The organism is Pseudomonas sp. TE24901 (assembly GCF_054058375.1).
This window is the reverse complement of the sequence record NZ_JBSSAF010000009.1, coordinates 253,765-275,388: the sequence shown is the minus strand read 5'-3', so window position 1 is coordinate 275,388 and position 21,624 is coordinate 253,765. Positions and strand designations below refer to the sequence as shown.

Sequence of the window (21,624 nt, the reverse complement as noted above, 5' to 3'; positions counted from 1 at the left end):
GGAGTGCTCCAATCCTGGCATTTGTTCTCATGGCTCACAAGATTTAGGCTGTAGCCAACCTCATAAAGAAGGAAAGCCGTGATGACCTGGTCTGCCAAGCAGTACACGATGTTCGAACAACAGCGCACCCGTCCCGTCCGTGACCTGGTCGCGGCTATCCCGAATACCGAAGTGCGCAACGCCGTCGACCTGGGGTGTGGGCCGGGAAACTCCACCGAAGTGTTGGCCGAGCGTTATCCACAGGCCCACGTCACTGGCATGGACAGCTCCGATGACATGTTGGTCGATGCACGCAAGCGCCTACCCGAACTGGCCTTTGAACTGGCGGATATTGGCGCCTGGAACCCTGCGCAACACTACGACGTGATACTGGCGAACGCCTCGCTGCAATGGCTGCCGGACCACGCCACGCTTTATCCACATTTGGTCCACCAGCTCACCCCCGGTGGCACGCTGGCGGTACAAACCCCGGACAATCTCGACGAACCTGCACACCGCCTGGCCCGTGAAGTGGCAGCCGACGGCCCGTGGTCTGCGAAGATCGGCGCGGTCAAGCACAACGAACGGCATGCGGCGAGCTACTACTACGAGCTGCTGAGCAAACACTGCAGCACCGTCGATGTGTGGCGCACCACCTACCAGCATCCGTTGGCCGATCACGGGGCGGTCGTGGAATGGTTCAAGGCCTCGGCCCTGAGGCCCTTCCTTGCACCGTTGACCGATAGCGAAAAAGCCGCCTTCCTACAGGCATACAAGGCGCGGATCACCCAAGCTTATCCAGCCCTGAGCGATGGCACCGTACTGCTGCCATTCCCGCGCCTGTTCATCATTGCGACCCGCTGATACCTGGCCGGCAAGTGGCGGTCATGCCGCCGCCGCTTGCGCTTTCAAGTACTCATCCGCCGACAGCACGTCTGCATACGCAAACCCCAGCGACGCCATATAAGCTGCGTGCGCCTGCGCCGCTGGAATCACCTTCCCGTTGAATTCCAGGTCACGGGTGGCACACGCGTCATGAATCACCGTGACCTTGTAGCCAAGGTCCGCCGCTGCTCGCACCACGGCGTCGATGCACATGTGGCTCATGCTGCCGACGACGACCACGTCGGTGATGCTGCGCTGTTCCAGCAGGGTGCGCAGGTTGGTTTCACGAAACGCATTCACGAAATGTTTGAGCACCACCGGCTCGCTGCCTTCGTTCAGCACCTTGGGGTGCAAGTGCGCACCTTCGGAGCCCGGGGCAAAAAAGGGCGCGTCATCGGAGGTGAACTCATGGCGCACATGAATCACCGCATCCCCCGCCTGGCGAAAAGCCTGGAGCACCTGCGCAGCCTTGTCGGCCGCGGCTTCAACGCCGTCGAGCGGCCACTTGCCCTGAGGGAAGTAGTCGTTCTGGATATCGATTAGGATGAGCGCTTGCTTGGCCATGTGTGTTGCCTCGTGATGGGTTGATGGGGCTTAGTATCTTAGCTGGCGCCCGCACCCGGGATTGGCCGCACCGACAATAACAGGGGGAAAACTGACAATGGCGGTTGTTGAGCTGGGTGTGTTGATCTACCAGGGCGCGCAATTGGCTGCGGTACACGGCCTGACGGACCTGTTCGGCGTCGCCAATCGGATCGCTGCCGAGCATCAATCCTCGCAACTGCCATTGTTGCGCGTCAGCCATTGGCAGGTAGACGCCACCGGCACGCCGGCCCGCGTATTTGACAGCCACCCCGGGCCAGACCAAGCCATGATGGCCGTGCTGGTGCCGCCCTCCATCGGCGAATTGACTGAAGAACAAGCGCCACCCGCTCTGCTGGAATGGCTTCGTCAAAGACATGCCGCAGGCACCGTGCTGGGTGGCGTGTGCATCGGTTCGATCATGCTGGCGCGCAGCGGCCTGCTGGATGGGCGCAGCGCCACCACCCATTGGTCCTCGGCCAAATCCTTTGCCCTGCGTTACCCGGCCGTGCGCCTGGAAGCCGACAAGCCAATCGTTGATGACGGCGACTTGATCACCACGGCCGGGCTGATGGCTTGGTCCGAACTCGGCCTGCGCCTGGTTGATCGCTTGATGGGGCCGAGCATTGCCGCCAGTACGGCGCGGTTCCTGGTGATCGAGCACAGCGACAGCGCCAGCCAGTGCGGCAGCAACTTCGCGCCGATTCTGGGGCATGGCGACACCGCGATTCTCAAGGTGCAGCATTGGCTGCAAGCCAGCGGCGCGGTGGACGTGTCGGTCAGCGCGATGGCGCAGGAGGCGGGGCTGGAAGAGCGCACCTTCCTGCGGCGCTTTCGCAACGCGACGGGGCTCAAACCCACCGAATATTGCCAGCACCTGCGGGTGGGCAAGGCGCGGCAGATGCTCGAATTCACCAACGGCACCATTGACCACATCGCCTGGACCGTGGGTTATCAGGACCCCAGTGCGTTCCGCGCCACGTTCAAGAAAATCACCGGCCTGGCACCCAGCGATTACCGCAGCCGCTTCGGCGTCTGAATCGTGCAGAACGCCGCGACATTTACGGGCCGTCGTGCAGAATAAAACAGGCCTACTGCCATCGCTTTCCCCGCAACGGCTTGATTTGCAAACCATCACGTCAGAACCGGCCTTGGCCTGATCCCTGCAACTTTCCCCTCACACACAGGGCGGGATAGCCAAGGGGGACGCATGACCCCGACTCAACGTAAAAAGCTCGTCGTTGCTCACTCCACGCGGGAGGGCGCGCCATTGCACGAGGTTCAGACCAACCTCGCCCTGGCGCGCTGGCTGGCGCAGATTCTCGGGCTCAAATTCGGCGGCAGTTATGACCCCGGTCGGCATGCCGGCCGTGAGTTGTACTTGCTCCCCACGCAAACCTTGGTGGGTGCTGAGCAAGCGCGCCAGCTCAATATCAAAGGGCCGCAAGACCTGTGGGGCGGCTACGTCGAGCACGACTTCATCTGCACCAAGGCCATCAGTCACGGCCTGCTGGGCCCAGGCGCCAAGGCGCCCGAAGGCTGGTCGCCGTTGTTTTGCGAGCGAGTACGGCCTGTTGTGCTCGACGGCCTGAGCGTCTTCGCCCTCGACGACGCCCGGCCAGCGGCCATGCATCTGCTCAACAGCGGCCCCATCCGCTTGAAACCGGTGCATGGGTGCGCCGGACGTGGCCAGGAAGTTATCCATAATCTCGACGAATTCGAAGCCGTGCTGGCACGGCCAGACAGCGCGCGCCTGTTCGACGACGGCGTTGTGCTGGAGCAAGACCTGAGCGATGTGGTCACCCACAGTGTCGGCCAGAGCTTCATCGGCGATCATGTGTTCAGCTACTGCGGCGAGCAGTACCTCACAAAAGACGGGCAGGGCGAGGATGTCTACGGCGGTTCCAACCTGCTGGTGGTGCCTGGCTATTACGAAGACCTGTTGCGCCTACCACTGCCCGACGATGTGCGCGAAGCCATCGAACAAGCCCGCGTCTATGACAACGCCGCCGATGAGGCCTACCCCGGTTTCTTTGCGTCGCGGCGCAACTACGACATCGCCCAAGGCCTGGACAGCGACGGCCAACGCCGCAGCGGCGTGCTCGAACAATCCTGGCGCATGGGCGGTGCCAGCAGCGCGGAAGTCGCGGCGCTGCAGAGCTTTATCAACCACCCGGGCCTGCGCGCCATCCGGGTGGCCTCGGTGGAAACCTACGTGGACCAGCCCCTGCCGGCTGACGCCATTGAGGTGTACCGCGGGCCTGCGCAAAACAGCGACTTTCTTCTCAAGTATGTGACGGTTAAGGCTTATGACGGCTAGAAGCGAAAGCATTGCGATCGACATCGACGACGAACAGATGAGCGGCACCTTCCTGAGCCCCAAGTCCAAAGTGCCCGGCGTGTTGTTCGTGCACGGCTGGGGCGGCAGCCAAGAGCGCGACCTGGAACGCGCCAAAGGCATTGCGGGTCTGGGGTGCGTGTGCCTCACGTTCGACCTGCGCGGTCATGCGGGCACCGGTATTCCGCTGTCCCGCGTGACCCGTGAAGACAACCTGCGCGACCTGCTCGCGGCCTACGACCGGCTGCTGTCTCACCCGGCCATCGACACCTCGGCGGTCGCGGTGGTGGGTACCAGTTATGGCGGTTACCTGGCGGCGATCCTCACGTCATTGCGCCCGGTACGCTGGCTGGCGCTGCGTGTGCCGGCGCTGTACCGCGATCAGGAGTGGCTCAAGCCCAAGCGGGACCTGGATAAGGCGGACTTGATGGATTACCGCAGCACACGGGTGCATGCCGAGACCAATCGTGCGTTGCACGCGTGTTCGGCGTTTACCGGTGATGTGTTGATCGTGGAGTCGGAGTCCGATGACCACGTGCCCCACGCCACCATCATGAGCTACCGCGCGGCGTGCCAGCAGACGCACTCGCTGACCCACCGCATTATCGATGGCGCCGACCATGCGCTCAGCGATCTGGTGTCGCAGCAGGCCTATACGTCGATTCTGGTGGATTGGATTACCGAGATGGTGGTCGGGGAGCGGTTGAGCATTATCCAGTCTCGATAGTTTTGTGCTCTTGAGATCGCCATCGCAGGCAAGCCAGCTCCCACATTTGATTGGGTTTCACACCTTTTGAATTGTGAATACTTTCAACTGTGGGAGCTGGCTTGCCTGCGATGGCGATTAACCCGTCAACACCCTTTCAAGCCGGTGCCTTCTTCACCCGCAACGCCTTGGCCTTGGCCTCCACCACCAGGTACATCACCAGCGTGATCAGCAACGGCAAAATAAAGTAGATCGCCCGGTAGGCAATCAACCCCGCCAGCAAACTCCCCCGTGACGCCTCATGCTGCAACAGCCCGATAAACACCGCCTCCAGCACGCCCAGCCCAGCCGGAATATGCGTGACCACTCCGGCAATGGCGCTGATCAGCAAAACCCCCAGCACCAACGGATAATCCAGCTTGGCCGGCAACAGGGTGAAAATCACCGCCGCCATCAGCGACCAGTTCAGCGCGCCCAGCGCCAGTTGCAGGCAGGCCATGCGCACTGATGGCAGGTTGATTTCCATGCCGCGAATCGACCATGCGCGCTTCTTTGAAAACTGGCACGCCGCCAGATAACCCAGGCTCGCCAACACCAACAATGCACCAATGCCCTGCAACGCAACGGTGCTGACCTTCCAGCCTGGGGGCATGGTCACCAGCCCGCTACTGAATACCACCCCGGCCAACGCCATATAGCCAAACCAGTTGGTCGCCAGGCTCAGGCCGAGGATTTTGGCGATATTGCCGGTGCTCACCCCCAGCCGCGAATACAGCCGATAGCGCATGGCGATGCCGCCTACCCACGCGCTCAGGTTGAGGTTGAACGCATAGCTGATGACCCCCACCGGCAGGATCTGCTTCCAGCCCAGGGGCTGGCGGATGTAGGTGCGGCCAATCAGGTCGAAGCTGGCGTACACAAGGAAACTGCACAGCGTCAGCGCGCCTGCGATCAGCAACGTGCGCAGCTTGAAGTCGCCCAGGGTCTGCACCACTTCGCTCCAGTCGATGCGCCGGGCGAGCAGGGTGAACAGCACGATCAGCAGCAGGAAGAACACCAGGGTCAGGGGTTTCTTCCAGCGCTTGAACCTGGATTCACTGCTCATGGGCCTGGCTCCCGACGGGTTTCAAGCGTGGTTTGTGCGCCGGCAGCCAACCGGTCAATGCCGGGAAGTGGCGCATCACATGAAACACCAGGAAACCCACGGTCAACCGCCAGAGCCACAGGCGCGGCGTGCGGTTTTCCGGCATGGTCTGGCAATGATTTTTCGCGAGTGTTTCCAGGCGTTCATACAGGTGTTGATTGAACGCACGGTCGCGAATCAGCACGTTGGCTTCCAGGTTCAGCGACAGGCTGAGCGGGTCCAGGTTGCTGGAACCCACGGTGCTCCATTCGTCGTCCACCAGCGCGACTTTGCCGTGCAGAGGGCGCTGGCAATATTCGTGAATCACCACGCCGTCCTTGAGCAAGTAGTCGTAGAGCATGCGCGCCGCGAGCTTGGCCAACAGCACATCCGGCTGACCCTGCATGATCAGTTGCACCTGCACGCCACGGCGCGCCGCGTTGCGGATCTCCCGCAGCAGGCGGTAACCGGGGAAGAAGTAGGCGTTGGCGATGACCACGCGCGTTTGCGCCTTGCTCAAGGCGTGGATGTAGGCCTCTTCGATGTCATCGCGGTGCTGCACGTTGTCTCGGTAGATCAGGCGTACCAGGCCGTCGCTGTTGTCGGTGGCCCACGGCGATGGCCGTTGCTGGCGCCGTCGCCAACCGCGTCGCGTGCGCACCTGGCGACCACTTTGCGCCAAGGCAAAATGGTGCAGGTCGGCCACGGCCGGGCCGGTCACTTGCACCGCGTAATCCTGCTTGGCCTCGGGGCCGAAATCGCCCAGGTGATCGGCCGAAAAATTGATCCCGCCGATAAACCCCACGCTGGCATCCACCACCACGATCTTGCGGTGCAGGCGGCGAAACCAGTTGGTGCGAACACCCAAGGTCTTGGACGCCGGATCGAACATCTGCACCGTTACCCCGGCTTCCGCCAGCTCACCCAGAAAGGTCGGGCTCAGCTCGCCGCAGCCAAAGCCGTCAAGGCTCATCACCACCTTGACCCCACGCTGCGCCGCGTCGATCAGGATGCCTTGCAGCTCAACGCCGACCTTGTCTTCGAACAGAATGAAGGTCTCCAGCAGGATCTCACGCTGGGCCCCGCGCATAGCGTCGAACACCTTGGGGAAGTATGCCTCGCCATTCTCCAGCAACTCGACGCGGTTGCCGCTCTGCCAGCCGTAATCCAGATCGCGGGCCTTGGCTTCGTCCGGTGGTTGGTCGGTGGCGATGTGTTCGACGGCAACGTTCATAGCTCGATCTCCACCGACAACGGCACATGATCGGACAGGTGAGACCAGGGCCGAGTGGTCAGCACCCGGGGGTTATGCACCTTCACGTTGCGCACATAAATACGGTCCAGGGGCAGCAGCGGCAGGCGCGCGGGGAAAGTGCGCGGCAATTTGCCGTGAGCCTCGATAAACACTTCCCGCAGGCCGCTTTGGCTGAGGTCGGCCCGCTGGCGCCAGTCGTTGAAATCGCCGGCGACGACCAGCGGCGCGTCGGCCGGGATCTCCCCGATGCGCTGTTCCAGCAAGCGCAGTTGTTGCTGGCGATGCACCTCGCGCAGGCCCAGGTGAATGCAGATCGCATGCACCTCCTGGCCGGTGCCCGGCAAGCGCAGTACGCAATGCAGCAGGCCACGGTTTTCGTGGCCGCTCTGGGAAATGTCGAGGTTGTCATAGCGCACGATCTGGAATTTCGACAGCAGCGCATTCCCGTGGTCGCCATGGGGGTAGACCGCGTTGCGCCCATAGGCGAACTGCGGCCAGATGCTGTCGGCGAGGAACTCGTATTGCGGCATGTTCGGCCAGTCGCTGTAGCGCTGGGGGTGGCGTTCGTGGGTGCCGTGGATTTCCTGCAGGAACACCATGTCAGCGCCCACACTGCGCACCGCTTCACGCAGCTCGGGCAGGATGAAGCGTCGGTTCAGGGCGGTGAAGCCCTTGTGGATATTGACCGTCAGCACCGTGAAGCGCGTGATGGCGATGCTGGGTGTGGTGGGCATCCAGTCGGGATTCGCAGCCATGGTTGCTCCTGAAAAAACCATGGGGGCCTGGCCCCCGTTTATGGCTGACTGCGATTTTTGGCGGAAAGTTTCCAGGTTCTTACAGGCGGCATAAATCCAATGTGGGAGCGGGCTTGCTCGCGAAAGCTGGGTGTCAGTCAATAGATTCATCAGCTGAACCACCGCATTCGCGAGCAAGCCCGCTCCCACAGGGGATCTGTGTGGTGACTGATTCAGTGGTCAACCCTACGCCCAAGATGACGAAAGTGGGGAACGATCAAGGCTCAATCCCGTCAGTTCCTTACAGACCCTGTTGAAGGAGCCCGGTGTTTTGCTGAATCCCAGAGCTGCATTACTCCTCGGCGCGCTGCTGCTGTGTGGCAACGGTGCACTGCAAGCCGCAACCCCTACACCGACGACGGCCGCACCTGCCAAACCGGAGCTGCTGGTCGAAGGCGGTTTGCTCGGCGCCATCAGTTCCAGCATCGACGACGTGCAGGACAAACTCGACCTCAACCAGAACCTCGTGGACGCCTGGCGCCTGCGTGCCGACCGTGCGGCAGACGAAGTGGGGCGCCTGGTCGACCAGACCGCCGAACGCTCGCCCTGGAGCGTGGCCGGGGACTTCTTGTTGCTCTCCGGGGTGTGGATCGGCGCCTTCGCCGTGCTGGCGTTGCTCGGGCGTTTTATCGTGCAGCGCTTGAGCCGGCGGCCGTTTGTCGAACGGCGCGGGCGCCTGCAAGCGGTGCTCGGGTATGTGGTGCCCTATACGCTTCCTGCGCTGATTTGCCTGCCGCTGACGCTCTACGTCAGTCACTTTTTACCCACGTCCGTGGGCCGCGCGCTGGCGCTATGCTTTGCCTACGCCACCAGCAGTGGCATTTTTTCCACCTCGATGCTGCTGTGCGTCATCGTCATGTTCAACGTCGGCCATAAACGCCCGGCCGTGCGGATCATCCGTAGCTACTGCCCCAAACCGCTGTTCCTGATCGGCTTTCTCGCTGCACTCAGTGACGCCTTGACCAGCCCGCAGATCGCCCGCCAGCTCGGCGGTAATATCACCAGCAGCATTGCGGTGTTCACCGGCCTGTTTGCGGCGGTGATCTTCGGTGTGCTGGTGGTGCGCCTGCGCCGCCCGGTGGCGCATCTGATCCGCAACCGGCCGCTGGCCCAACGCCTCAAACACCCGGCGCTGCAACAATCGTTGCGGGTGTTTTCCGGGCTCTGGTACTGGCCGATCCTGTTGATGGTGCTGGTGTCGGCGATCAACCTGATCGGGGCCGGCGACGATAACCAGAAGGCGCTGCGCTGCGCGCTGTTCACCACGATCCTGCTGATCGGCACGGTATTTTTGAGCACTGTGCTGCAACACCTGTTCAAGTCCCGCAGCCAGGTGGCGATCCAGCGCAGCAGTGCCTACAAGGAGCGTTTTCTCAGCCTGTTGCACGCGATCCTGCGCATTGTCATGGCTATCGCCTTTATCGAGATTCTCGGGCGGATCTGGGGCGTGTCGCTGTTTGAGTTCGCCCAGCGCAATTCGGTGGGCCGGGCGATCAGCGACTCGCTGAGCAGCATCGGCCTGATCCTGCTGATGACCTGGCTGTTCTGGGTGGTGCTCGACACCGCGATCCAGGAAGCCCTCAAACCACCGGTGAATAAACGCTCTAACCGCCAGCCGAGTACACGGGTAAAAACCATCCTGCCGCTGGTGCGCAATGCGGTGAAGATCATCCTGGTGGTGATCTGCGCGATCACCACCATGGCCAACCTCGGCATCAATGTCGCACCGTTACTGGCCGGTGCCGGGGTGGTGGGCCTGGCCATCGGTTTCGGTTCGCAGCAACTGGTGCAAGATGTGATCACCGGCCTGTTCATCATCATCGAAGACACGCTGTCCATCGGCGACTGGGTGGTGCTCGACTCCGGGCATGCCGGCACTGTCGAAGGCCTGACCATCCGCACCCTGCGCCTGCGCGATGGCAAGGGGTTTGTGCACTCGGTGCCGTTTGGGCAGATCAAGGCGGTCACCAATCAGTCCCGGCAGTTTGCCTATGCGTTCTTCTCGGTGCAGTTCACCTACGACACAGACGTGGACAAGGCGGTGGAGCTGATCCGCGAGGCCGGGCAATCGATCCGCGACGACGTGTTCCTCAAGTACAACCTGCAAGGGCCGCTGGAAGTGTTTGGTGTGGACAAGATGGACCTCAACGGCGTGGTGCTCACGGCGCAGTTCCGCACCGTGTCGGGTGGCCAATACGCAGTGAGCCGTGCGTTTAACCAGCGCTTGAAAAAGCTTGTGGATAACTGCGCCGAGGTGCAGTTCGCGCAGACTTATCCACAGCAGGTTTTTTTACCCAAGCGCGGGCCACAGGTGGATGATCAGGGGGAAGAGGTGCCGGCGTCGGTGGTGCTGACCGAGCAGCCGCGTACTCAATGATTGAGATTGACTGACCTGGCCTCATCGCGGGCAAGCCCGGCTCCCACAGTTTGGGCTGTGTGAACCCGTTCACCTGTGGGAGCTGGCTTGCCTGCGATGAGGCCGGTGATAACACCATCAGGCTCAATGCCTGATCCACCTCTCCAGCACCGCCTGCTACCCCGCCCGATACAACAAGTTGCAACCCCACACTTTATCCGTGACGGTTGCGCGACAAACCCGCAAAATGCAACGATTCTTACAAATACCTAGATAACCATCGTTCCAACAGACCGGGCCTGCTCAATCTATGCGAATGCGCCTTATGTTACTGGGCGGCGGGAATGCCCTCGGGCAGGCGCTGATTCGCCTCGGTGCAGAGGAAGACATCGGTTTCCTCGCTCCTAAACCGCCCCAAGACGGCTGGGATGCCGCGAGCCTCACCCAACTGCTCGACGACACCCGTCCCGATGCGTTGATCAACCTCGCCTACTACTTCGACTGGTTCCAGGCCGAAGCGGTCAGCGAAACCCGCTTGGCCGCCCAGGAATTCGCCATCGAACGCCTGGCCGAGCTGTGTCAGCACCACAACATCACCCTGGTGCAACCGTCCAGCTACCGCGTGTTCGATGGCTCCCGCGCCACCGCCTACAGCGAGAAAGACGAGCCAGTACCCCTGGGCCTGCGTGGCCAGGCGCTGTGGCGCATCGAGCAGAGCGTGCGCGCCACCTGCCCGCAGCACGTGCTGCTGCGTTTTGGCTGGTTGCTCGATGACAGTGTCGACGGCACCCTCGGGCGCTTCCTGGCCCGGGCCGAGAAGCCGGATGAGTTGTTGATGGCGGATGACCGTCGCGGCAACCCGACGCCGGTGGACGATGCCGCACGGGTGATCATCTCGGTGCTCAAGCAGCTCGATTGTGCGGCGCCGTTGTGGGGCACTTACCACTACGCCGGCCATGAAGCGACTACACCGCTGGCGCTGGGCCAGGCGATTCTGACCGAAGCGCGCAGCTATCACCCGCTGGCCATCGAGTCACCCACCGCCCAGGCCCACGCGGCCCGGCCGGATGCAGCCGATGAGCCGCAACACGCGGTGCTGGCGTGCAAGAAGATCCTGCACACCTTCGGCATCAAGCCACGGGCGTGGCGGGCGGGGTTGCCGGCGTTGCTGGATCGTTTCTACCGCCACAGCTGAAGAAACATAGACCCCAATGTGGGAGCGGGCTTGTGTGGGAGCTGGCGGTTCGACGCCTCGACTTGCCCGCGATACAAGCACCTCGGTCTGTCAGGCAGACCAGGGTGATGCTATCGCAGGCAAGCCAGCTCCCACACAAGCCCGCTCCCACATTGGTTTTGTGCTGTTGGTTAGAGCATCAGAACTTGTAGCCGATACCCACCATGTAAACCATCGGGTCGACGTCCACGTTCACTTTGGCGCGAGTGCCTTGGCCCAGTGCGTTGTTGTCCACCGTCGCCTTGGTGCTGATGTCGATGTAGCGCGCCTGGGCGTTGATCATCCACTTGTCGTTGATCATGTAGTCGGCGCCGATCTGCGCGGCCCAGCCCCAGGAGTTCTCAGCCTTGAAGTTGCTGAAGCCTGCGCTCTGCGCACGGCTGCCGACGTGTTCGTCGTAGATCCAGGTGTAGTTGATACCGGCGCCCACGTACGGCTGGAAGGCCGACTTGTTGTCCAGTGGGTAGTACACGACGCTCAGGGTCGGCGGCAGGTGTTTCAGGGTGCCGAGCTTGCCGTTGGCGGCGCCGAGGGCGGTGTTCTTGATCTTCACGTCATGCTCGAACGGGGTGGCGGCCAGCAGCTCGATACCCACGTGGTTGGTCAGCATGTAGGCGAAGTTCAAACCCAGCTGAGTGTCGCTGCTCATGGTCGCCTTGCCGCCCAGGTTGGCGCCCGCCAATGGACCCTGGTCAACCTTCACGTGACCGCTGTCGGCCTTCGGATTCACGGTGATTGCACCGGCACGAATCAGAATGTCGCCCGCTTCGTGAGCGTGTGCGGCAGGGGCGATGAGGGCGAGCGCGAAGAGGGACGCGCCGAGCAGGGACTTGTTCATGGGAGCTCCAAAAGGACGTTTAAAAGTTGTACGTCCAATGGTAAAGATCGTTCCACTCGATCTTTTGACTCAGCTCAATGAAAGGGCGATCAGCGCTATTCCGGCAGTTCGTAGATGTAAATCTTCTCGGCATCCATCTGGTAACCGGCGTCCGCCAGCTCGCTGGTGGACGGCTTGACCTGCATCGAACCCTCGATCCAATACGGCTGGTACAGCTCATCGAGTTTCACCCCGACTTCGCTTTTGACATGCACGATCTGGTTCGACGGCGGTGGCGGCACATGGATGCACGCGCCGAAATACGGCACCAGCAGGAACTCGGTGGTGCGGCCTTCTTCACTGACTTCCAGCGGCACGATATAGCCCGGCAGGCGGATGTGCTGGCCGTCGAGGCTCTGCACCACCGGCGCGTTGGGCAAGTCCTGCTTGGCCGCTGGCGCCGACTCGACGGACAACGCATCGGCCATGTTCGACAGGTCGTGCAACGGTTTCATGTTGGGGATTTCCGGCGGCGCGTCCGGCGGGATCATCTCCTGCCACGACAGGTCCTTGGGCTGCTCATCAGCCCAGGCAGGCACGCCCACCAGCAACAGCAACGCAAACAGCGCACGACGCATCGAAGCCTTCCTCATAAACGTATGGACAGGCCGTCGGCCAGGGATTGTCGGTAGGCACGCCACGCGGGCACGGCGCCCATCAACAGCGCGGCGGCCAGGATACCGGCGAGCAGCGTCCATTCATATTCGCTGGGCCACGACATCGGCAGGTCCAGGCCGTAGTTGGCCTGCAAGTAGCCACGCGACGCGGCGATGCACACATACAAAAGCCCCACGCCCGCGACCACGCCGGACAGGGCCAGGGCGAACGCTTCAAAGATCAGCAGCGTTGCGATGTGCCACGGGCGGGCGCCCACCGAACGCAAAATCGCCATCTCGCGGCGGCGCTCGTTGAGGCTGGTGAGGATCGCCGTGAGCATGCCGATCAGGCCGGTCAGCACCACGAACAGCGAGATCACGAACAGCGCTTTTTCGGCGGTGCCCATCATGCTCCACAGCTCTTGCAGCGCCACGCCCGGCAAGATCGCCAGCATCGGCTCGCCACGGAATTCATTGATTTCCCGTTGCAGGGCGAAGGTGGAAATCTTGTTGTTCAGCCCGAGCATGAACGCGGTGATAGCTTGCGGCGTGAGGTCCATGTTGCGGGCCTGGTCGGCACTGATGCGGCCTTTGCCCTGGGCCGGCACGCCGTTGTGCCAATCGATATGGATGGCTTCCATGCCGCCGAGGCTGATGTGCAGCGTGCGGTCCACCGGCGTGCCGGTGCGCTTGAGGATGCCGACCACGGTGAAGGGTTTGTCGTCGTGTTTCACTAGGCTGACCACCGCGACACCGTGGGCCAGCACCAGCTTGTCGCCGAGTTTATAGTGCAGCGCGTCCGCTACTTCGGCGCCGAGCACCACCTCGAAGGGGTCGGTAGCGAAGGCGCGGCCGCTGGCCAGTTCGAGGTTTTGCTTGCGGCCGTACTGGTAATGCTCGAAGTAGGACTCGTTGGTGCCCATCACGCGGTAGCCGCGGTGGGAGTCGCCGAGGGAAATCGGGATCGCCCATTTCACCTGGGGGCTGGCGGCGAAATGCTCGAAGCTGTCCCAGCGAATGTTGTTGGTGGCGTTGCCGATACGAAACACCGAGTACAGCAGCAGGTTCACGGAGCCGGAGCGCGCGCCGACGATCAGGTCGGTGCCGCTGATGGTGCTGGCAAAACTGTTGCGTGCCTCAGTGCGCACACGCTCCACGGCAAGCAGCAAACAGACTGACAGCGCGATGGCGAACGCGGTGAGTATCGCGGTAAAGCGGCGGTTAGCCAGGCTGGCCATGGCTAGACGGAACAGATACATCTCAAACCTCTGCGGGCGTGGCGGCGCGATTGAGTTCGGCCAGCGACAGGTTACGGTCGAACAGCGAGGCCAGGCTCTGGTCGTGGCTGACGAACAACAGGCTGGCGCCGGCTTCGCGGCATTCGGCGAACAACAGTTGCAGGAAGGCTTCGCGGGCGTCGTAGTCCAGGGCCGAGGTGGGCTCGTCGGCGATCACCAGTTCCGGCTGGCCGATCAACGCGCGGGCGGCGGCCACCCGTTGCTGCTGGCCGATGGACAGCGAGTCGGCGCGGCGCTCCAGCAGGTCCTTGTCTTTCAACCCCAGGTGCGCGAGCAAGGCGGCGGCAGCTTTGTCGACACTGCCGTGACGCTGCTTCGCCCGTTGTGCTCGCAGCTTGGAGAAGTGGCACGGCAACTCGACGTTTTCACGCACCGACAGAAACGGCAGCAGGTTGAACTGCTGGAAGATGTAGCCGGTGTGGTCGACGCGAAAGCGGTCGCGGGCGCCGGCCGACAGCTCGGTCAGCTGTTGGCCGAGCAGGCGGATGCTGCCCCGCGTAGGTTTTTGCACGCCACCGAGCAGGCCCAGCAACGTGGTTTTTCCACTGCCGCTGGGGCCTTTGAGAAACAGGGTTTCCCCGGCTTCCAGGCGGAACGCGGGGATGTCCAGCAACTGTGGGTGACCGGGCCAGTTGAAGGCCAGGTCGGACAGTTCGATCAGTGCTTGAGTCATGTGAAATCAAATTCGCCTGCTGGCTGGGTTGGACCCCTGTGGGAGCTGGCTTGCCGGCGATGGCATCGCTGCGGTGCATCAGGCACACCGTGGTGATGCCATCACCGGCAAGCCGGCTCCTACAGGCTTACATCAGAATTTCAGGGTAGCGGCCTGTGCCGTGGCTTGCACACCTTGCTGGCCGCTTGGGCCGATCAGTTGTACCTGAATTTTCTGGGTGGCAGGGAAGGTCTTGAACACCTGGGTCAGGTCGAGGTTGCTCAGCGCAGTCGGCGTGGCGCACGTGAATTGGTAGTGGGCGTGGATTTCGCTGTGATCGTGATGATGCTCGTGGGCGCCGTCTTTGGCGTCGTGGTCGTGGTCGTGGTCATCATCATCGTCGTCATGGTCGGCTTCCGGCTTGTCGCCGAACAGCGGGCTGTTGAGCTCCTGGGTGCTGACCACGCAACCGGCGCCCTTGGGCAGGTTGAACAGGGCGAGCGGGTTTTCCAGTTGTTTACGCGCGGCAGCGACCTTGGCTTTGTCGGCCGGGGTGGTGGCCAGGTGTTCGAAGCCCACCAGGTTCATCGCCGGGCTGTCCAGTTCAAGCTCCAGGGCCTGGCCATCGAGCACGGCATTCAGGCGGCCGACGCCGTGTTCGTGGGCGCCGAGGCTGCCGTGCTCGTGTTCATGTTCGTCAGCGGCGTGGGCGATAGCCAGTGGCAGTAGGGCAAACGGCAAAGCGAGCAACAGACGGCGCATGAGAAGGCTCCAGAACATGAAAGTTTTGTTATGTGATCTTATAACAATAGTGCCAGAGTTTGACCGCCCGCTTGGCGTTGCGCAAGCCGCGTGGGAGCATGCCTGTCAGAAAACTGCAGGAGGAAGGACGATGTTGCGAATTCGTGGAACCGTCGGCGACTGGCCGGTGGACTTGACCCTGGAGCTGGACGAAAGCGATTGGGCACGCCTGGGCGCGCAATTGCAGGCGGGCCCCGTACCCGCCGCAACGGCAGCCGCACCGGTCAAGAGGAATGACGACTTGTGGCAGAACGCCCAGGACCTGTTGCGCAACGCCGGGCAGCTTAGCGGCCTGGAGTTACTGGATCAGTTGGAAGGCTTGGCCGGCGATGCCGCCTCAGGCAAACGCCTGCTGGTGCGCCTGCGCCACAGTTCAAACGTGAAAGTGGCCAGCGGCGCAGACACGCCGCTGTACAGCTGGGTCGGCGATTAGTACAGCGCGGCAAACAGCTTGCGGCGGTACACGGTCACCAACGGGTGATCATTGCCCAGCAGTTCGAACACCTGCAGCAAGGTCTTGTGCGGCAAGCCTTCGCTGTAGCTGCGGTTGCGGATGAACAGCTTGAGCAGGCCTTCCAGCGCCGCGTCGTACTGCTGGCGCGCCAGTTGCTGGATGCTCAACTGATAGGCCGCTTCGTCGTCTTGCGGGTTTTGCGCCAGGCGGCTTTTCAAGTCGGCGGCGTCTGGCAGGTCGGCCGCCTGGCGCAGGAACGTGATCTGCGCCTTGGCGCCGGCGAGGGCGGCTTTGTGATCGTCGCTCTTCACGGCGTCCAACACGGTCTGGGCTTCGCCCAGTTCACCGCGTTCGGCGAGGCAGCGTGCGTAAAGGATCAATGCGCCGGCGTTGGTGTTGTCCTCACCCAGCAAGGCCACCAGCACGGCTTCGGCATCGCTGATGCGGCCATCGGCAAACAGTGCCTGGGCTTGCTCCAGCGGGTCCGCCGCTGCCGGTGGTGGCATCTGTACATGGGGCTCCAGCATCGCCCGCACCGCCGATTCCGGTTGCGCACCGGCAAACCCGTCCACCGGCTGGCCATCCTTGAACAGCACCACCGTCGGCAGGCTGCGAATACCGAAGCGCGCAACGATGTCCTGCTCGGCCTCGCAATCGACCTTGGCCAGCAACAACTCGCCTTGATAACTCTCGGCAATCTGCGCCAGCAACGGCATCAACGCCTTGCACGGCGCGCACCACTCGGCCCAGAAGTCCACCAGCACAGGTTTGTGGAACGAGTTCTCGATCACCGCCTGATCGAAGGTAGCGGTGGTGACATCGAAGATGTACGGCGTGGGCTCACTCATGGGGCGTCTCGAATAAAGCGGGAATGGGGGCAACTATAAGGGCTGGCGAGGGCTATCGGAAGCGCCAGGGAAATGTAGTGAGCGGGCTTGCCCCGCGCCGCAATCGACCAGGCGCCTCAGGCTAACCTGACACACCGCTGCGCGGGGCAAGCCCGCTCACTACAGGTGCTTTCAAGCACGGCGCGAATGGTACAGGCTCACCTTGCGAAACTCCCAAGGTTCAGCCAGATCCGGCAGCGTCAGCGCGTCCAGGATCTCCAGCCGCCGATAATCCGGGTGCTGAAAGTCCCGCACCCGTGAATCTGCCACCAGTGCCTCTCGGCCGCGAGTGAGAAACTGATCCAGCAGCGGCAGGTTCGCCCGGTCGTAGAGCACGTCCGCCACCAGGATCAAATCGAAGCGGTCAGCCTCGGCGAAAAAATCGTCCGAGTAACCCAACGCCACACCGTTAAGCTCGGCATTCGCCCGGCAGGATGCCAGCGCCAATGGGTCCAGGTCGCAGGCCACCACTTCCAGCGCGCCGGCTTTGACGGCGGCAATCCCCGCCACGCCAGAACCCGCGCCGAAATCCAGCACGCGCTTGCCGGCAACCCACTCAGGATTCGCCGCCAGATACCTCGCCAGCGCCAAACCACTGGCCCAGCAAAAGCTCCAGTAGGGCGGTTCATGCAGGATGCGCCGGGTTTCTTCGGGGCTGAAGGCGCGGTCCATGTTGTCGGCGTCCAGCAGCCACAACGACAGCTCGGTGCCCGGCAGCGGGCAGGGCACCAAGTGAGCGTCGCCGATCAGCTCACTGAGCGCACGTTGCAGGCCCAGCGGTGGCGTCATGGTGCCGGGACGAGTTGCAGAGGGCCGGTGCTCTGGGTGATCGCCTGGGTGATGCGCACCGCAGGCAGGTGCAGGATCAACTGGCCGGACTGGCTGGCGCGGCCACGCAGTTCAACGCGGGCACCGGCCGGGAAGGCTTCAGGGTTGAAGCGCAAGCGGAAGGCCAGGGGCTTGCCGTTGCCGGTCAGCACGCTGCTGGCGAGCAGTTGTTGCGGGCGCGAGCGGTCATCGATCACCAGCAGCGCCAGCTCAACTTCGGCACCGGCAGGCACGCCGTTGAGGGTGCCGTTGATTTCACGCTGATACGCCGGCAACGGGCCGAGGTCTTCAATGCCCGGGACTTTTTTCTCCTGGGCGGGCGTCGGTTGAGGGGTGGTTGGCTTGGGGGCTTCGCTGCTGCAGGCGACCAGGACACTGAACAGGGCGAGCAAAACAAGTGGTCGTAACTGCATGTACGGCTCCAGAAAGGGCAAAATCCGTGACTTGAACACAAAGAAACATATAAGCCAGCCTATATACCGTAAAGGCTATGGCTTGTCTTGCCACAGGGATGCGCTACCATGGCCCTCCCTTTTTTTGTTGCCTGCCAACCATGCACTGTCCCTTCTGCGGTGCCAACGACACCAAGGTCATTGACTCGCGTCTGGTCGCCGAGGGCGATCAAGTGCGTCGCCGGCGCGAATGCCTGGCCTGCGGTGAGCGTTTCACCACCTTCGAAACCGCCGAGCTGGTGTTGCCTCGTCTGATCAAGTCCGACGGCAGCCGCCAACCTTTCGACGAAGAAAAACTGCGTGCCGGTATGCAGCGCGCCCTGGAAAAACGCCCGGTGAGTGTCGAGCGCCTGGAAGCGGCGCTAGTGCACATCAAGCACAAACTGCGTGCGACCGGCGAGCGCGAGGTCAAGAGCCTGGTGGTTGGAGAACTGGTGATGGGCGAGCTGCAAAAGCTCGACGAAGTTGCCTACATCCGTTTCGCCTCGGTGTATCGACGCTTCCAGGACCTCAACGAGTTCCGCGAAGAGATCGACCGCCTGGCCCGTGAGCCTGCCAAAGAATGAATTCGCCTAGCGCTGAACAAGCTGTCCTCGACGCCCATTACATGGCCCGCGCCCTGGAACTGGCCCGCAAAGGCCTGTACACCACCCATCCCAACCCTCGGGTGGGCTGCGTGATTGTGCGGGATGGGCAGATTGTCGGCGAAGGCTGGCATGAGCGCACCGGCGAGCCCCATGCCGAACCCAATGCCCTGCGCGCCGCTGGCGACAAGGCGCGCGGTGCGACGGTGTACGTGACCCTTGAGCCGTGCAGCCACCACGGCCGCACGCCGCCCTGCGCCGACGCGCTGGTGAGTGCGGGTGTGGCGCGCGTGGTCGCCGGCATGCAGGACCCCAACCCGGAAGTGGCGGGGCGCGGCATGCAGCGTCTGGCCCAGGCGGGCATCGAGACCCGCAGCGGCGTGCTGGAGCAGGAAGCCCGTGCACTGAACCCGGGCTTCCTCAAACGCATGGAGCACGGCTTGCCGTTTGTGCGGGTCAAGCTGGCGATGAGCCTGGACGGGCGCACCGCGATGGCCAGCGGCGAAAGCCAATGGATCACCGGACCCGACGCCCGCGCAGCGGTGCAACGCCTGCGCGCCGAGGCCAGCGTGGTGCTGACCGGCGCCGACACCGTGCTGGCCGACGGTGCACGTCTGACCGTGCGCGCCGCCGATCTGGGCCTGGATGAAGCAACCACCGCCCTGGCCATGTCGCGTCCGCCGCTGCGCGTGTTGATCGATGGCCGCCTGCGCGTGCCGCTCAACGCGCCGTTCTTCAAGGCTGGCCCGGCATTGGTCATTACTTGCGTAACCCCGGAAAACCAGTTCCCCCGTGGTCCCGAGTGCCTGGTAGTGCCGGGCGTGGATGGCCAGGTTGACCTGCGCTCGGCCCTGGTGGCGTTGGCCGCCCGTGGCGTCAACGAGGTGCTGGTGGAGGCCGGCCCGAGCCTGGCGGGCGCGTTTGCCCAGCAAGGCCTGGTGGACGAGTACGTGATATTCGTCGCCGGCAAGTTCCTCGGCTCCGCCGCCCGGCCTCTGCTCGACTGGCCGCTTGAGAAACTGGCGGACGCCCCCCAACTCAAGATCACGCAAATGCGCGCTGTAGGCGACGACTGGCGAGTCACTGCCATCCCTGTGCCAGCAGCGAGCGTATAATTCTGACCGGGCGCTCAAGCGCCCCGTACCGTATTCCAGGAGAAGGCCATGTTCACCGGCATCATCGAATCCATCGGCAGCATCCGCGCCATGACCCCCAAAGGCGGCGACGTTCGCCTGCTGGTTGAAACCGGCAAGCTGGACCTGGGTGACGTCAAGCTGGGCGACAGCATCGCCGTCAGCGGCGTGTGCCTCACCGTCATCGAACTGCCAGGCAACGGTTTCGCCGCCGACGTCAGCCGGGAAACCCTGGACTGCACCGCGATGAACGACCTCAAGGCCGGCAGCCCGGTCAACCTGGAAAAAGCCCTGACCCCGACCACCCGCCTGGGCGGCCACCTGGTCAGCGGCCATGTCGACGGCGTCGGCGAAGTGGTCTCCCGCAGCGAAAACGCACGTGCCGTGGAATTTCGCATTCGCGCACCCAAAGAACTGGCCAAGTACATCGCCCACAAAGGCTCGATCACCGTCGACGGCACCAGCCTCACCGTGAACGCCGTGAACGGCGCCGAATTTGAACTGACCATCATTCCCCACACCCTCAGCGAAACCATCATGGCGTCTTACCAGCCGGGTCGCCGGGTGAACCTGGAAGTGGACTTGCTGGCCCGTTACCTGGAGCGCCTGTTGCTGGGCGAAAAGGCCGCAGAGCCTACTGCCGGTAACATCACTGAAAGTTTTCTGGCCGCTAACGGCTACCTGAAATCCTGACCAAGGGGGTGCCACGTGGCGCTCAATAGCATCGAAGAACTGGTTGAAGACATCCGCCAAGGCAAGATGGTCATCCTGATGGATGACGAAGACCGCGAGAACGAAGGCGACATCATCATGGCCGCCGAGGCCTGCAAGCCTGAGCACATCAACTTCATGGCCAAGCACGCCCGTGGGCTGATCTGCATGCCCATGAGCCGCGAGCGCTGCGAGTTGCTGAAGCTGCCATTGATGGCGCCGCGCAACGGGTCGGGTTTTGGCACCAAGTTCACCGTGTCTATCGAAGCGACCACCGGCGTCACCACCGGTATTTCTGCGGCTGACCGCGCGCGCACCGTGCAAGCCGCTGCCGCCAAGGATGCCAAGGCCGAAGACATTGTCAGCCCTGGCCACATCTTCCCGCTGATGGCCCAGCCGGGCGGCACCCTGGCCCGTGCCGGCCACACCGAAGCTGCCTGCGACCTCGCGCGCATGGCCGGGTTCGAGCCAAGCGGCGTGATCTGCGAGGTGATGAACGACGACGGCACCATGGCCCGTCGCGCTGAACTCGAAGCCTTTGCCGCCGAACACGACATCAAGATCGGCACCATTGCCGACCTGATCCACTACCGCATGATCCACGAACGTACCGTTCAGCGGATTGCCGAGCAGCCGCTGGACAGCGAACTGGGCCAATTCAATTTGGTGACCTACCGTGATTCAGTGGAAGGCGACGTGCACATGGCCCTGACCCTGGGCACCATTTGCGCCGAAGAGCCGACCCTGGTGCGGGTACACAACATGGACCCCTTGCGCGACCTGTTGATGGTCAAGCAACCGGGCCGTTGGAGCCTGCGAGCCGCCATGGCCGCGGTTTCCGAGGCGGGCAGCGGTGTGGTGCTGCTGTTGGGCAACCCGGTGGATGGTGATGTGCTGCTGGCGCATATCCGTGAAACCGCCGAGCACACCCAGGTCAAGACGCCGACCACCTACAGCATCGTCGGTGCCGGTTCGCAGATCCTGCGTGACCTCGGCGTGCGCAAAATGCGCCTGATGAGTGCGCCAATGAAATTTAATGCGATATCCGGTTTCGATCTGGAAGTAGTAGAATACGTGCCCTCCGAATAAAGGCCGGCGA

23 protein-coding genes are annotated in these 21,624 nt (G+C 62.8%); 11 read left to right on the top strand and 12 right to left on the bottom strand.

Annotation, left to right across the window (positions count from 1 at the left end; translation table 11 throughout):
• The first annotated feature begins 81 nt into the window (after positions 1-81).
• On the top strand, positions 82-843 hold the full coding sequence (tam, locus tag ACVWVP_RS19815; RefSeq protein ID WP_457407653.1) for a trans-aconitate 2-methyltransferase: 762 nt from the start codon (positions 82-84) through the stop codon (positions 841-843).
• 21 nt (positions 844-864) lie between these two features.
• Here the strand turns inward: tam and ACVWVP_RS19810 are convergent, their stop codons facing one another.
• Positions 865-1,428, bottom strand: a complete 564-nt coding sequence (locus ACVWVP_RS19810) for a cysteine hydrolase family protein (protein ID WP_457407651.1) — start codon at positions 1,426-1,428, stop codon at positions 865-867.
• A gap of 97 nt (positions 1,429-1,525) precedes the next feature.
• On the opposite strand from ACVWVP_RS19810, the gene ACVWVP_RS19805 reads away from it, so the two are divergent.
• The 3 genes from ACVWVP_RS19805 to ACVWVP_RS19795 all read left to right on the top strand — a co-directional run bounded on the left by ACVWVP_RS19805 (position 1,526) and on the right by ACVWVP_RS19795 (position 4,511).
• A complete protein-coding gene (locus ACVWVP_RS19805) occupies positions 1,526-2,485 on the top strand; it encodes a GlxA family transcriptional regulator (protein WP_457407650.1) in 960 nt (319 codons plus the stop codon).
• 171 nt (positions 2,486-2,656) lie between these two features.
• A complete protein-coding gene (locus ACVWVP_RS19800) occupies positions 2,657-3,766 on the top strand; it encodes a DUF3182 family protein (RefSeq protein ID WP_457407649.1) in 1,110 nt (369 codons plus the stop codon).
• Entirely contained in the window at positions 3,756-4,511 is a 756-nt protein-coding gene (locus ACVWVP_RS19795) for an alpha/beta hydrolase family protein (RefSeq protein WP_457407648.1), read from the top strand. Before ACVWVP_RS19800 ends, ACVWVP_RS19795 begins: the two co-directional genes overlap by 11 nt.
• 136 nt (positions 4,512-4,647) lie before the next feature.
• Here ACVWVP_RS19795 and ACVWVP_RS19790 read toward each other — a convergent pair whose 3' ends face one another.
• The 3 genes from ACVWVP_RS19790 to ACVWVP_RS19780 are packed head-to-tail and all read right to left on the bottom strand — an operon-like array spanning position 4,648 to position 7,623.
• A complete protein-coding gene (locus ACVWVP_RS19790; RefSeq protein WP_259175063.1) occupies positions 4,648-5,595 on the bottom strand; it encodes a lysylphosphatidylglycerol synthase domain-containing protein in 948 nt (315 codons plus the stop codon).
• On the bottom strand, positions 5,585-6,847 hold the full coding sequence (gene clsB, locus ACVWVP_RS19785; RefSeq protein ID WP_178924259.1) for a cardiolipin synthase ClsB: 1,263 nt from the start codon (positions 6,845-6,847) through the stop codon (positions 5,585-5,587). Before clsB ends, ACVWVP_RS19790 begins: the two co-directional genes overlap by 11 nt.
• Complete coding sequence (locus ACVWVP_RS19780; protein ID WP_178924261.1) at positions 6,844-7,623, bottom strand: endonuclease/exonuclease/phosphatase family protein; 780 nt, start codon at positions 7,621-7,623, stop codon at positions 6,844-6,846. Before ACVWVP_RS19780 ends, clsB begins: the two co-directional genes overlap by 4 nt.
• Before the next feature lie 310 nt (positions 7,624-7,933).
• Between ACVWVP_RS19780 and ACVWVP_RS19775 the strand changes: the two genes are divergently transcribed.
• Both ACVWVP_RS19775 and ACVWVP_RS19770 read left to right on the top strand, forming a co-directional pair.
• Positions 7,934-10,039, top strand: coding sequence for a mechanosensitive ion channel family protein (locus ACVWVP_RS19775; protein WP_457407647.1), 2,106 nt, complete (start codon positions 7,934-7,936; stop codon positions 10,037-10,039).
• 289 nt (positions 10,040-10,328) lie between these two features.
• Complete coding sequence (locus ACVWVP_RS19770; RefSeq protein WP_176999267.1) at positions 10,329-11,213, top strand: sugar nucleotide-binding protein; 885 nt, start codon at positions 10,329-10,331, stop codon at positions 11,211-11,213.
• Positions 11,214-11,391: 178 nt separating this feature from the next.
• On the opposite strand, the gene ACVWVP_RS19765 is transcribed toward ACVWVP_RS19770, so the two are convergent.
• The 5 genes from ACVWVP_RS19765 to ACVWVP_RS19745 form a co-directional block, all read right to left on the bottom strand.
• On the bottom strand, positions 11,392-12,090 hold the full coding sequence (locus ACVWVP_RS19765) for an OmpW/AlkL family protein (RefSeq protein WP_176999268.1): 699 nt from the start codon (positions 12,088-12,090) through the stop codon (positions 11,392-11,394).
• 95 nt (positions 12,091-12,185) lie between these two features.
• Positions 12,186-12,707 carry a DUF3299 domain-containing protein gene (locus tag ACVWVP_RS19760; RefSeq protein ID WP_178924265.1) on the bottom strand — a complete coding sequence of 174 codons (522 nt, stop codon included), beginning with the start codon at positions 12,705-12,707 and terminating at the stop codon, positions 12,186-12,188.
• Between the two features lie 11 nt (positions 12,708-12,718).
• Complete coding sequence (locus tag ACVWVP_RS19755) at positions 12,719-13,984, bottom strand: ABC transporter permease (protein ID WP_178924267.1); 1,266 nt, start codon at positions 13,982-13,984, stop codon at positions 12,719-12,721.
• 1 nt (position 13,985) lies between these two features.
• Positions 13,986-14,696, bottom strand: coding sequence for an ABC transporter ATP-binding protein (locus tag ACVWVP_RS19750; RefSeq protein WP_176999271.1), 711 nt, complete (start codon positions 14,694-14,696; stop codon positions 13,986-13,988).
• A 132-nt stretch (positions 14,697-14,828) separates the two neighbouring features.
• Positions 14,829-15,437: a DUF2796 domain-containing protein gene (locus tag ACVWVP_RS19745; RefSeq protein WP_457407646.1), complete on the bottom strand. Its 609-nt coding sequence runs from the start codon at positions 15,435-15,437 to the stop codon at positions 14,829-14,831.
• 130 nt (positions 15,438-15,567) lie between these two features.
• Between ACVWVP_RS19745 and ACVWVP_RS19740 the strand changes: the two genes are divergently transcribed.
• Complete coding sequence (locus ACVWVP_RS19740; protein WP_178924269.1) at positions 15,568-15,909, top strand: hypothetical protein; 342 nt, start codon at positions 15,568-15,570, stop codon at positions 15,907-15,909.
• Here ACVWVP_RS19740 and trxA read toward each other — a convergent pair.
• The 3 genes from trxA to ACVWVP_RS19725 all read right to left on the bottom strand — a co-directional run bounded on the left by trxA (position 15,906) and on the right by ACVWVP_RS19725 (position 18,058).
• Positions 15,906-16,778 (bottom strand): thioredoxin, encoded by an 873-nt coding sequence (gene trxA, locus ACVWVP_RS19735; RefSeq protein WP_178924271.1) that lies wholly within the window; start codon positions 16,776-16,778, stop codon positions 15,906-15,908. The genes ACVWVP_RS19740 and trxA overlap by 4 nt on opposite strands.
• 171 nt (positions 16,779-16,949) lie before the next feature.
• Positions 16,950-17,606 carry a class I SAM-dependent methyltransferase gene (locus tag ACVWVP_RS19730; RefSeq protein WP_457407645.1) on the bottom strand — a complete coding sequence of 219 codons (657 nt, stop codon included), beginning with the start codon at positions 17,604-17,606 and terminating at the stop codon, positions 16,950-16,952.
• Entirely contained in the window at positions 17,603-18,058 is a 456-nt protein-coding gene (locus tag ACVWVP_RS19725; RefSeq protein WP_178924275.1) for a YbaY family lipoprotein, read from the bottom strand. The genes ACVWVP_RS19730 and ACVWVP_RS19725 overlap by 4 nt, the downstream gene beginning before the upstream one ends.
• A 140-nt stretch (positions 18,059-18,198) precedes the next feature.
• Between ACVWVP_RS19725 and nrdR the strand changes: the two genes are divergently transcribed.
• The 4 genes from nrdR to ribBA are packed head-to-tail and all read left to right on the top strand — an operon-like array spanning position 18,199 to position 21,614.
• Positions 18,199-18,663, top strand: coding sequence for a transcriptional regulator NrdR (nrdR, locus tag ACVWVP_RS19720; protein WP_010206843.1), 465 nt, complete (start codon positions 18,199-18,201; stop codon positions 18,661-18,663).
• Complete coding sequence (gene ribD / locus ACVWVP_RS19715; protein WP_457407644.1) at positions 18,660-19,796, top strand: bifunctional diaminohydroxyphosphoribosylaminopyrimidine deaminase/5-amino-6-(5-phosphoribosylamino)uracil reductase RibD; 1,137 nt, start codon at positions 18,660-18,662, stop codon at positions 19,794-19,796. The genes nrdR and ribD overlap by 4 nt, the downstream gene beginning before the upstream one ends.
• Before the next feature lie 48 nt (positions 19,797-19,844).
• Positions 19,845-20,507, top strand: coding sequence for a riboflavin synthase (locus tag ACVWVP_RS19710; protein ID WP_016973956.1), 663 nt, complete (start codon positions 19,845-19,847; stop codon positions 20,505-20,507).
• A gap of 15 nt (positions 20,508-20,522) precedes the next feature.
• The gene (ribBA, locus tag ACVWVP_RS19705) at positions 20,523-21,614 is read left to right on the top strand and encodes a bifunctional 3,4-dihydroxy-2-butanone-4-phosphate synthase/GTP cyclohydrolase II (RefSeq protein WP_176999278.1); all 1,092 of its coding nucleotides are present in this window, start codon (positions 20,523-20,525) and stop codon (positions 21,612-21,614) included.
• Positions 21,615-21,624: the final 10 nt, after the last annotated feature.

Coding starts and splice junctions, on each gene's coding strand:
- nrdR (WP_010206843.1), top strand. CDS start 18,199: ATGCACTGTCCCTTCTGCGGTGCCAACGACACCAAGGTCATTGACTCG.
- ACVWVP_RS19760 (WP_178924265.1), bottom strand. CDS start 12,707: ATGCGTCGTGCGCTGTTTGCGTTGCTGTTGCTGGTGGGCGTGCCTGCC.
- ACVWVP_RS19730 (WP_457407645.1), bottom strand. CDS start 17,606: ATGACGCCACCGCTGGGCCTGCAACGTGCGCTCAGTGAGCTGATCGGC.
- ACVWVP_RS19765 (WP_176999268.1), bottom strand. CDS start 12,090: ATGAACAAGTCCCTGCTCGGCGCGTCCCTCTTCGCGCTCGCCCTCATC.
- ACVWVP_RS19725 (WP_178924275.1), bottom strand. CDS start 18,058: ATGCAGTTACGACCACTTGTTTTGCTCGCCCTGTTCAGTGTCCTGGTC.
- tam (WP_457407653.1), top strand. CDS start 82: ATGACCTGGTCTGCCAAGCAGTACACGATGTTCGAACAACAGCGCACC.
- ACVWVP_RS19795 (WP_457407648.1), top strand. CDS start 3,756: ATGACGGCTAGAAGCGAAAGCATTGCGATCGACATCGACGACGAACAG.
- ribD (WP_457407644.1), top strand. CDS start 18,660: ATGAATTCGCCTAGCGCTGAACAAGCTGTCCTCGACGCCCATTACATG.
- ACVWVP_RS19710 (WP_016973956.1), top strand. CDS start 19,845: ATGTTCACCGGCATCATCGAATCCATCGGCAGCATCCGCGCCATGACC.
- ACVWVP_RS19755 (WP_178924267.1), bottom strand. CDS start 13,984: ATGTATCTGTTCCGTCTAGCCATGGCCAGCCTGGCTAACCGCCGCTTT.
- ACVWVP_RS19780 (WP_178924261.1), bottom strand. CDS start 7,623: ATGGCTGCGAATCCCGACTGGATGCCCACCACACCCAGCATCGCCATC.
- ACVWVP_RS19800 (WP_457407649.1), top strand. CDS start 2,657: ATGACCCCGACTCAACGTAAAAAGCTCGTCGTTGCTCACTCCACGCGG.
- clsB (WP_178924259.1), bottom strand. CDS start 6,847: ATGAACGTTGCCGTCGAACACATCGCCACCGACCAACCACCGGACGAA.
- ACVWVP_RS19810 (WP_457407651.1), bottom strand. CDS start 1,428: ATGGCCAAGCAAGCGCTCATCCTAATCGATATCCAGAACGACTACTTC.
- ACVWVP_RS19805 (WP_457407650.1), top strand. CDS start 1,526: ATGGCGGTTGTTGAGCTGGGTGTGTTGATCTACCAGGGCGCGCAATTG.
- ACVWVP_RS19790 (WP_259175063.1), bottom strand. CDS start 5,595: ATGAGCAGTGAATCCAGGTTCAAGCGCTGGAAGAAACCCCTGACCCTG.
- trxA (WP_178924271.1), bottom strand. CDS start 16,778: ATGAGTGAGCCCACGCCGTACATCTTCGATGTCACCACCGCTACCTTC.
- ACVWVP_RS19745 (WP_457407646.1), bottom strand. CDS start 15,437: ATGCGCCGTCTGTTGCTCGCTTTGCCGTTTGCCCTACTGCCACTGGCT.
- ACVWVP_RS19750 (WP_176999271.1), bottom strand. CDS start 14,696: ATGACTCAAGCACTGATCGAACTGTCCGACCTGGCCTTCAACTGGCCC.
- ACVWVP_RS19740 (WP_178924269.1), top strand. CDS start 15,568: ATGTTGCGAATTCGTGGAACCGTCGGCGACTGGCCGGTGGACTTGACC.
- ACVWVP_RS19770 (WP_176999267.1), top strand. CDS start 10,329: ATGCGAATGCGCCTTATGTTACTGGGCGGCGGGAATGCCCTCGGGCAG.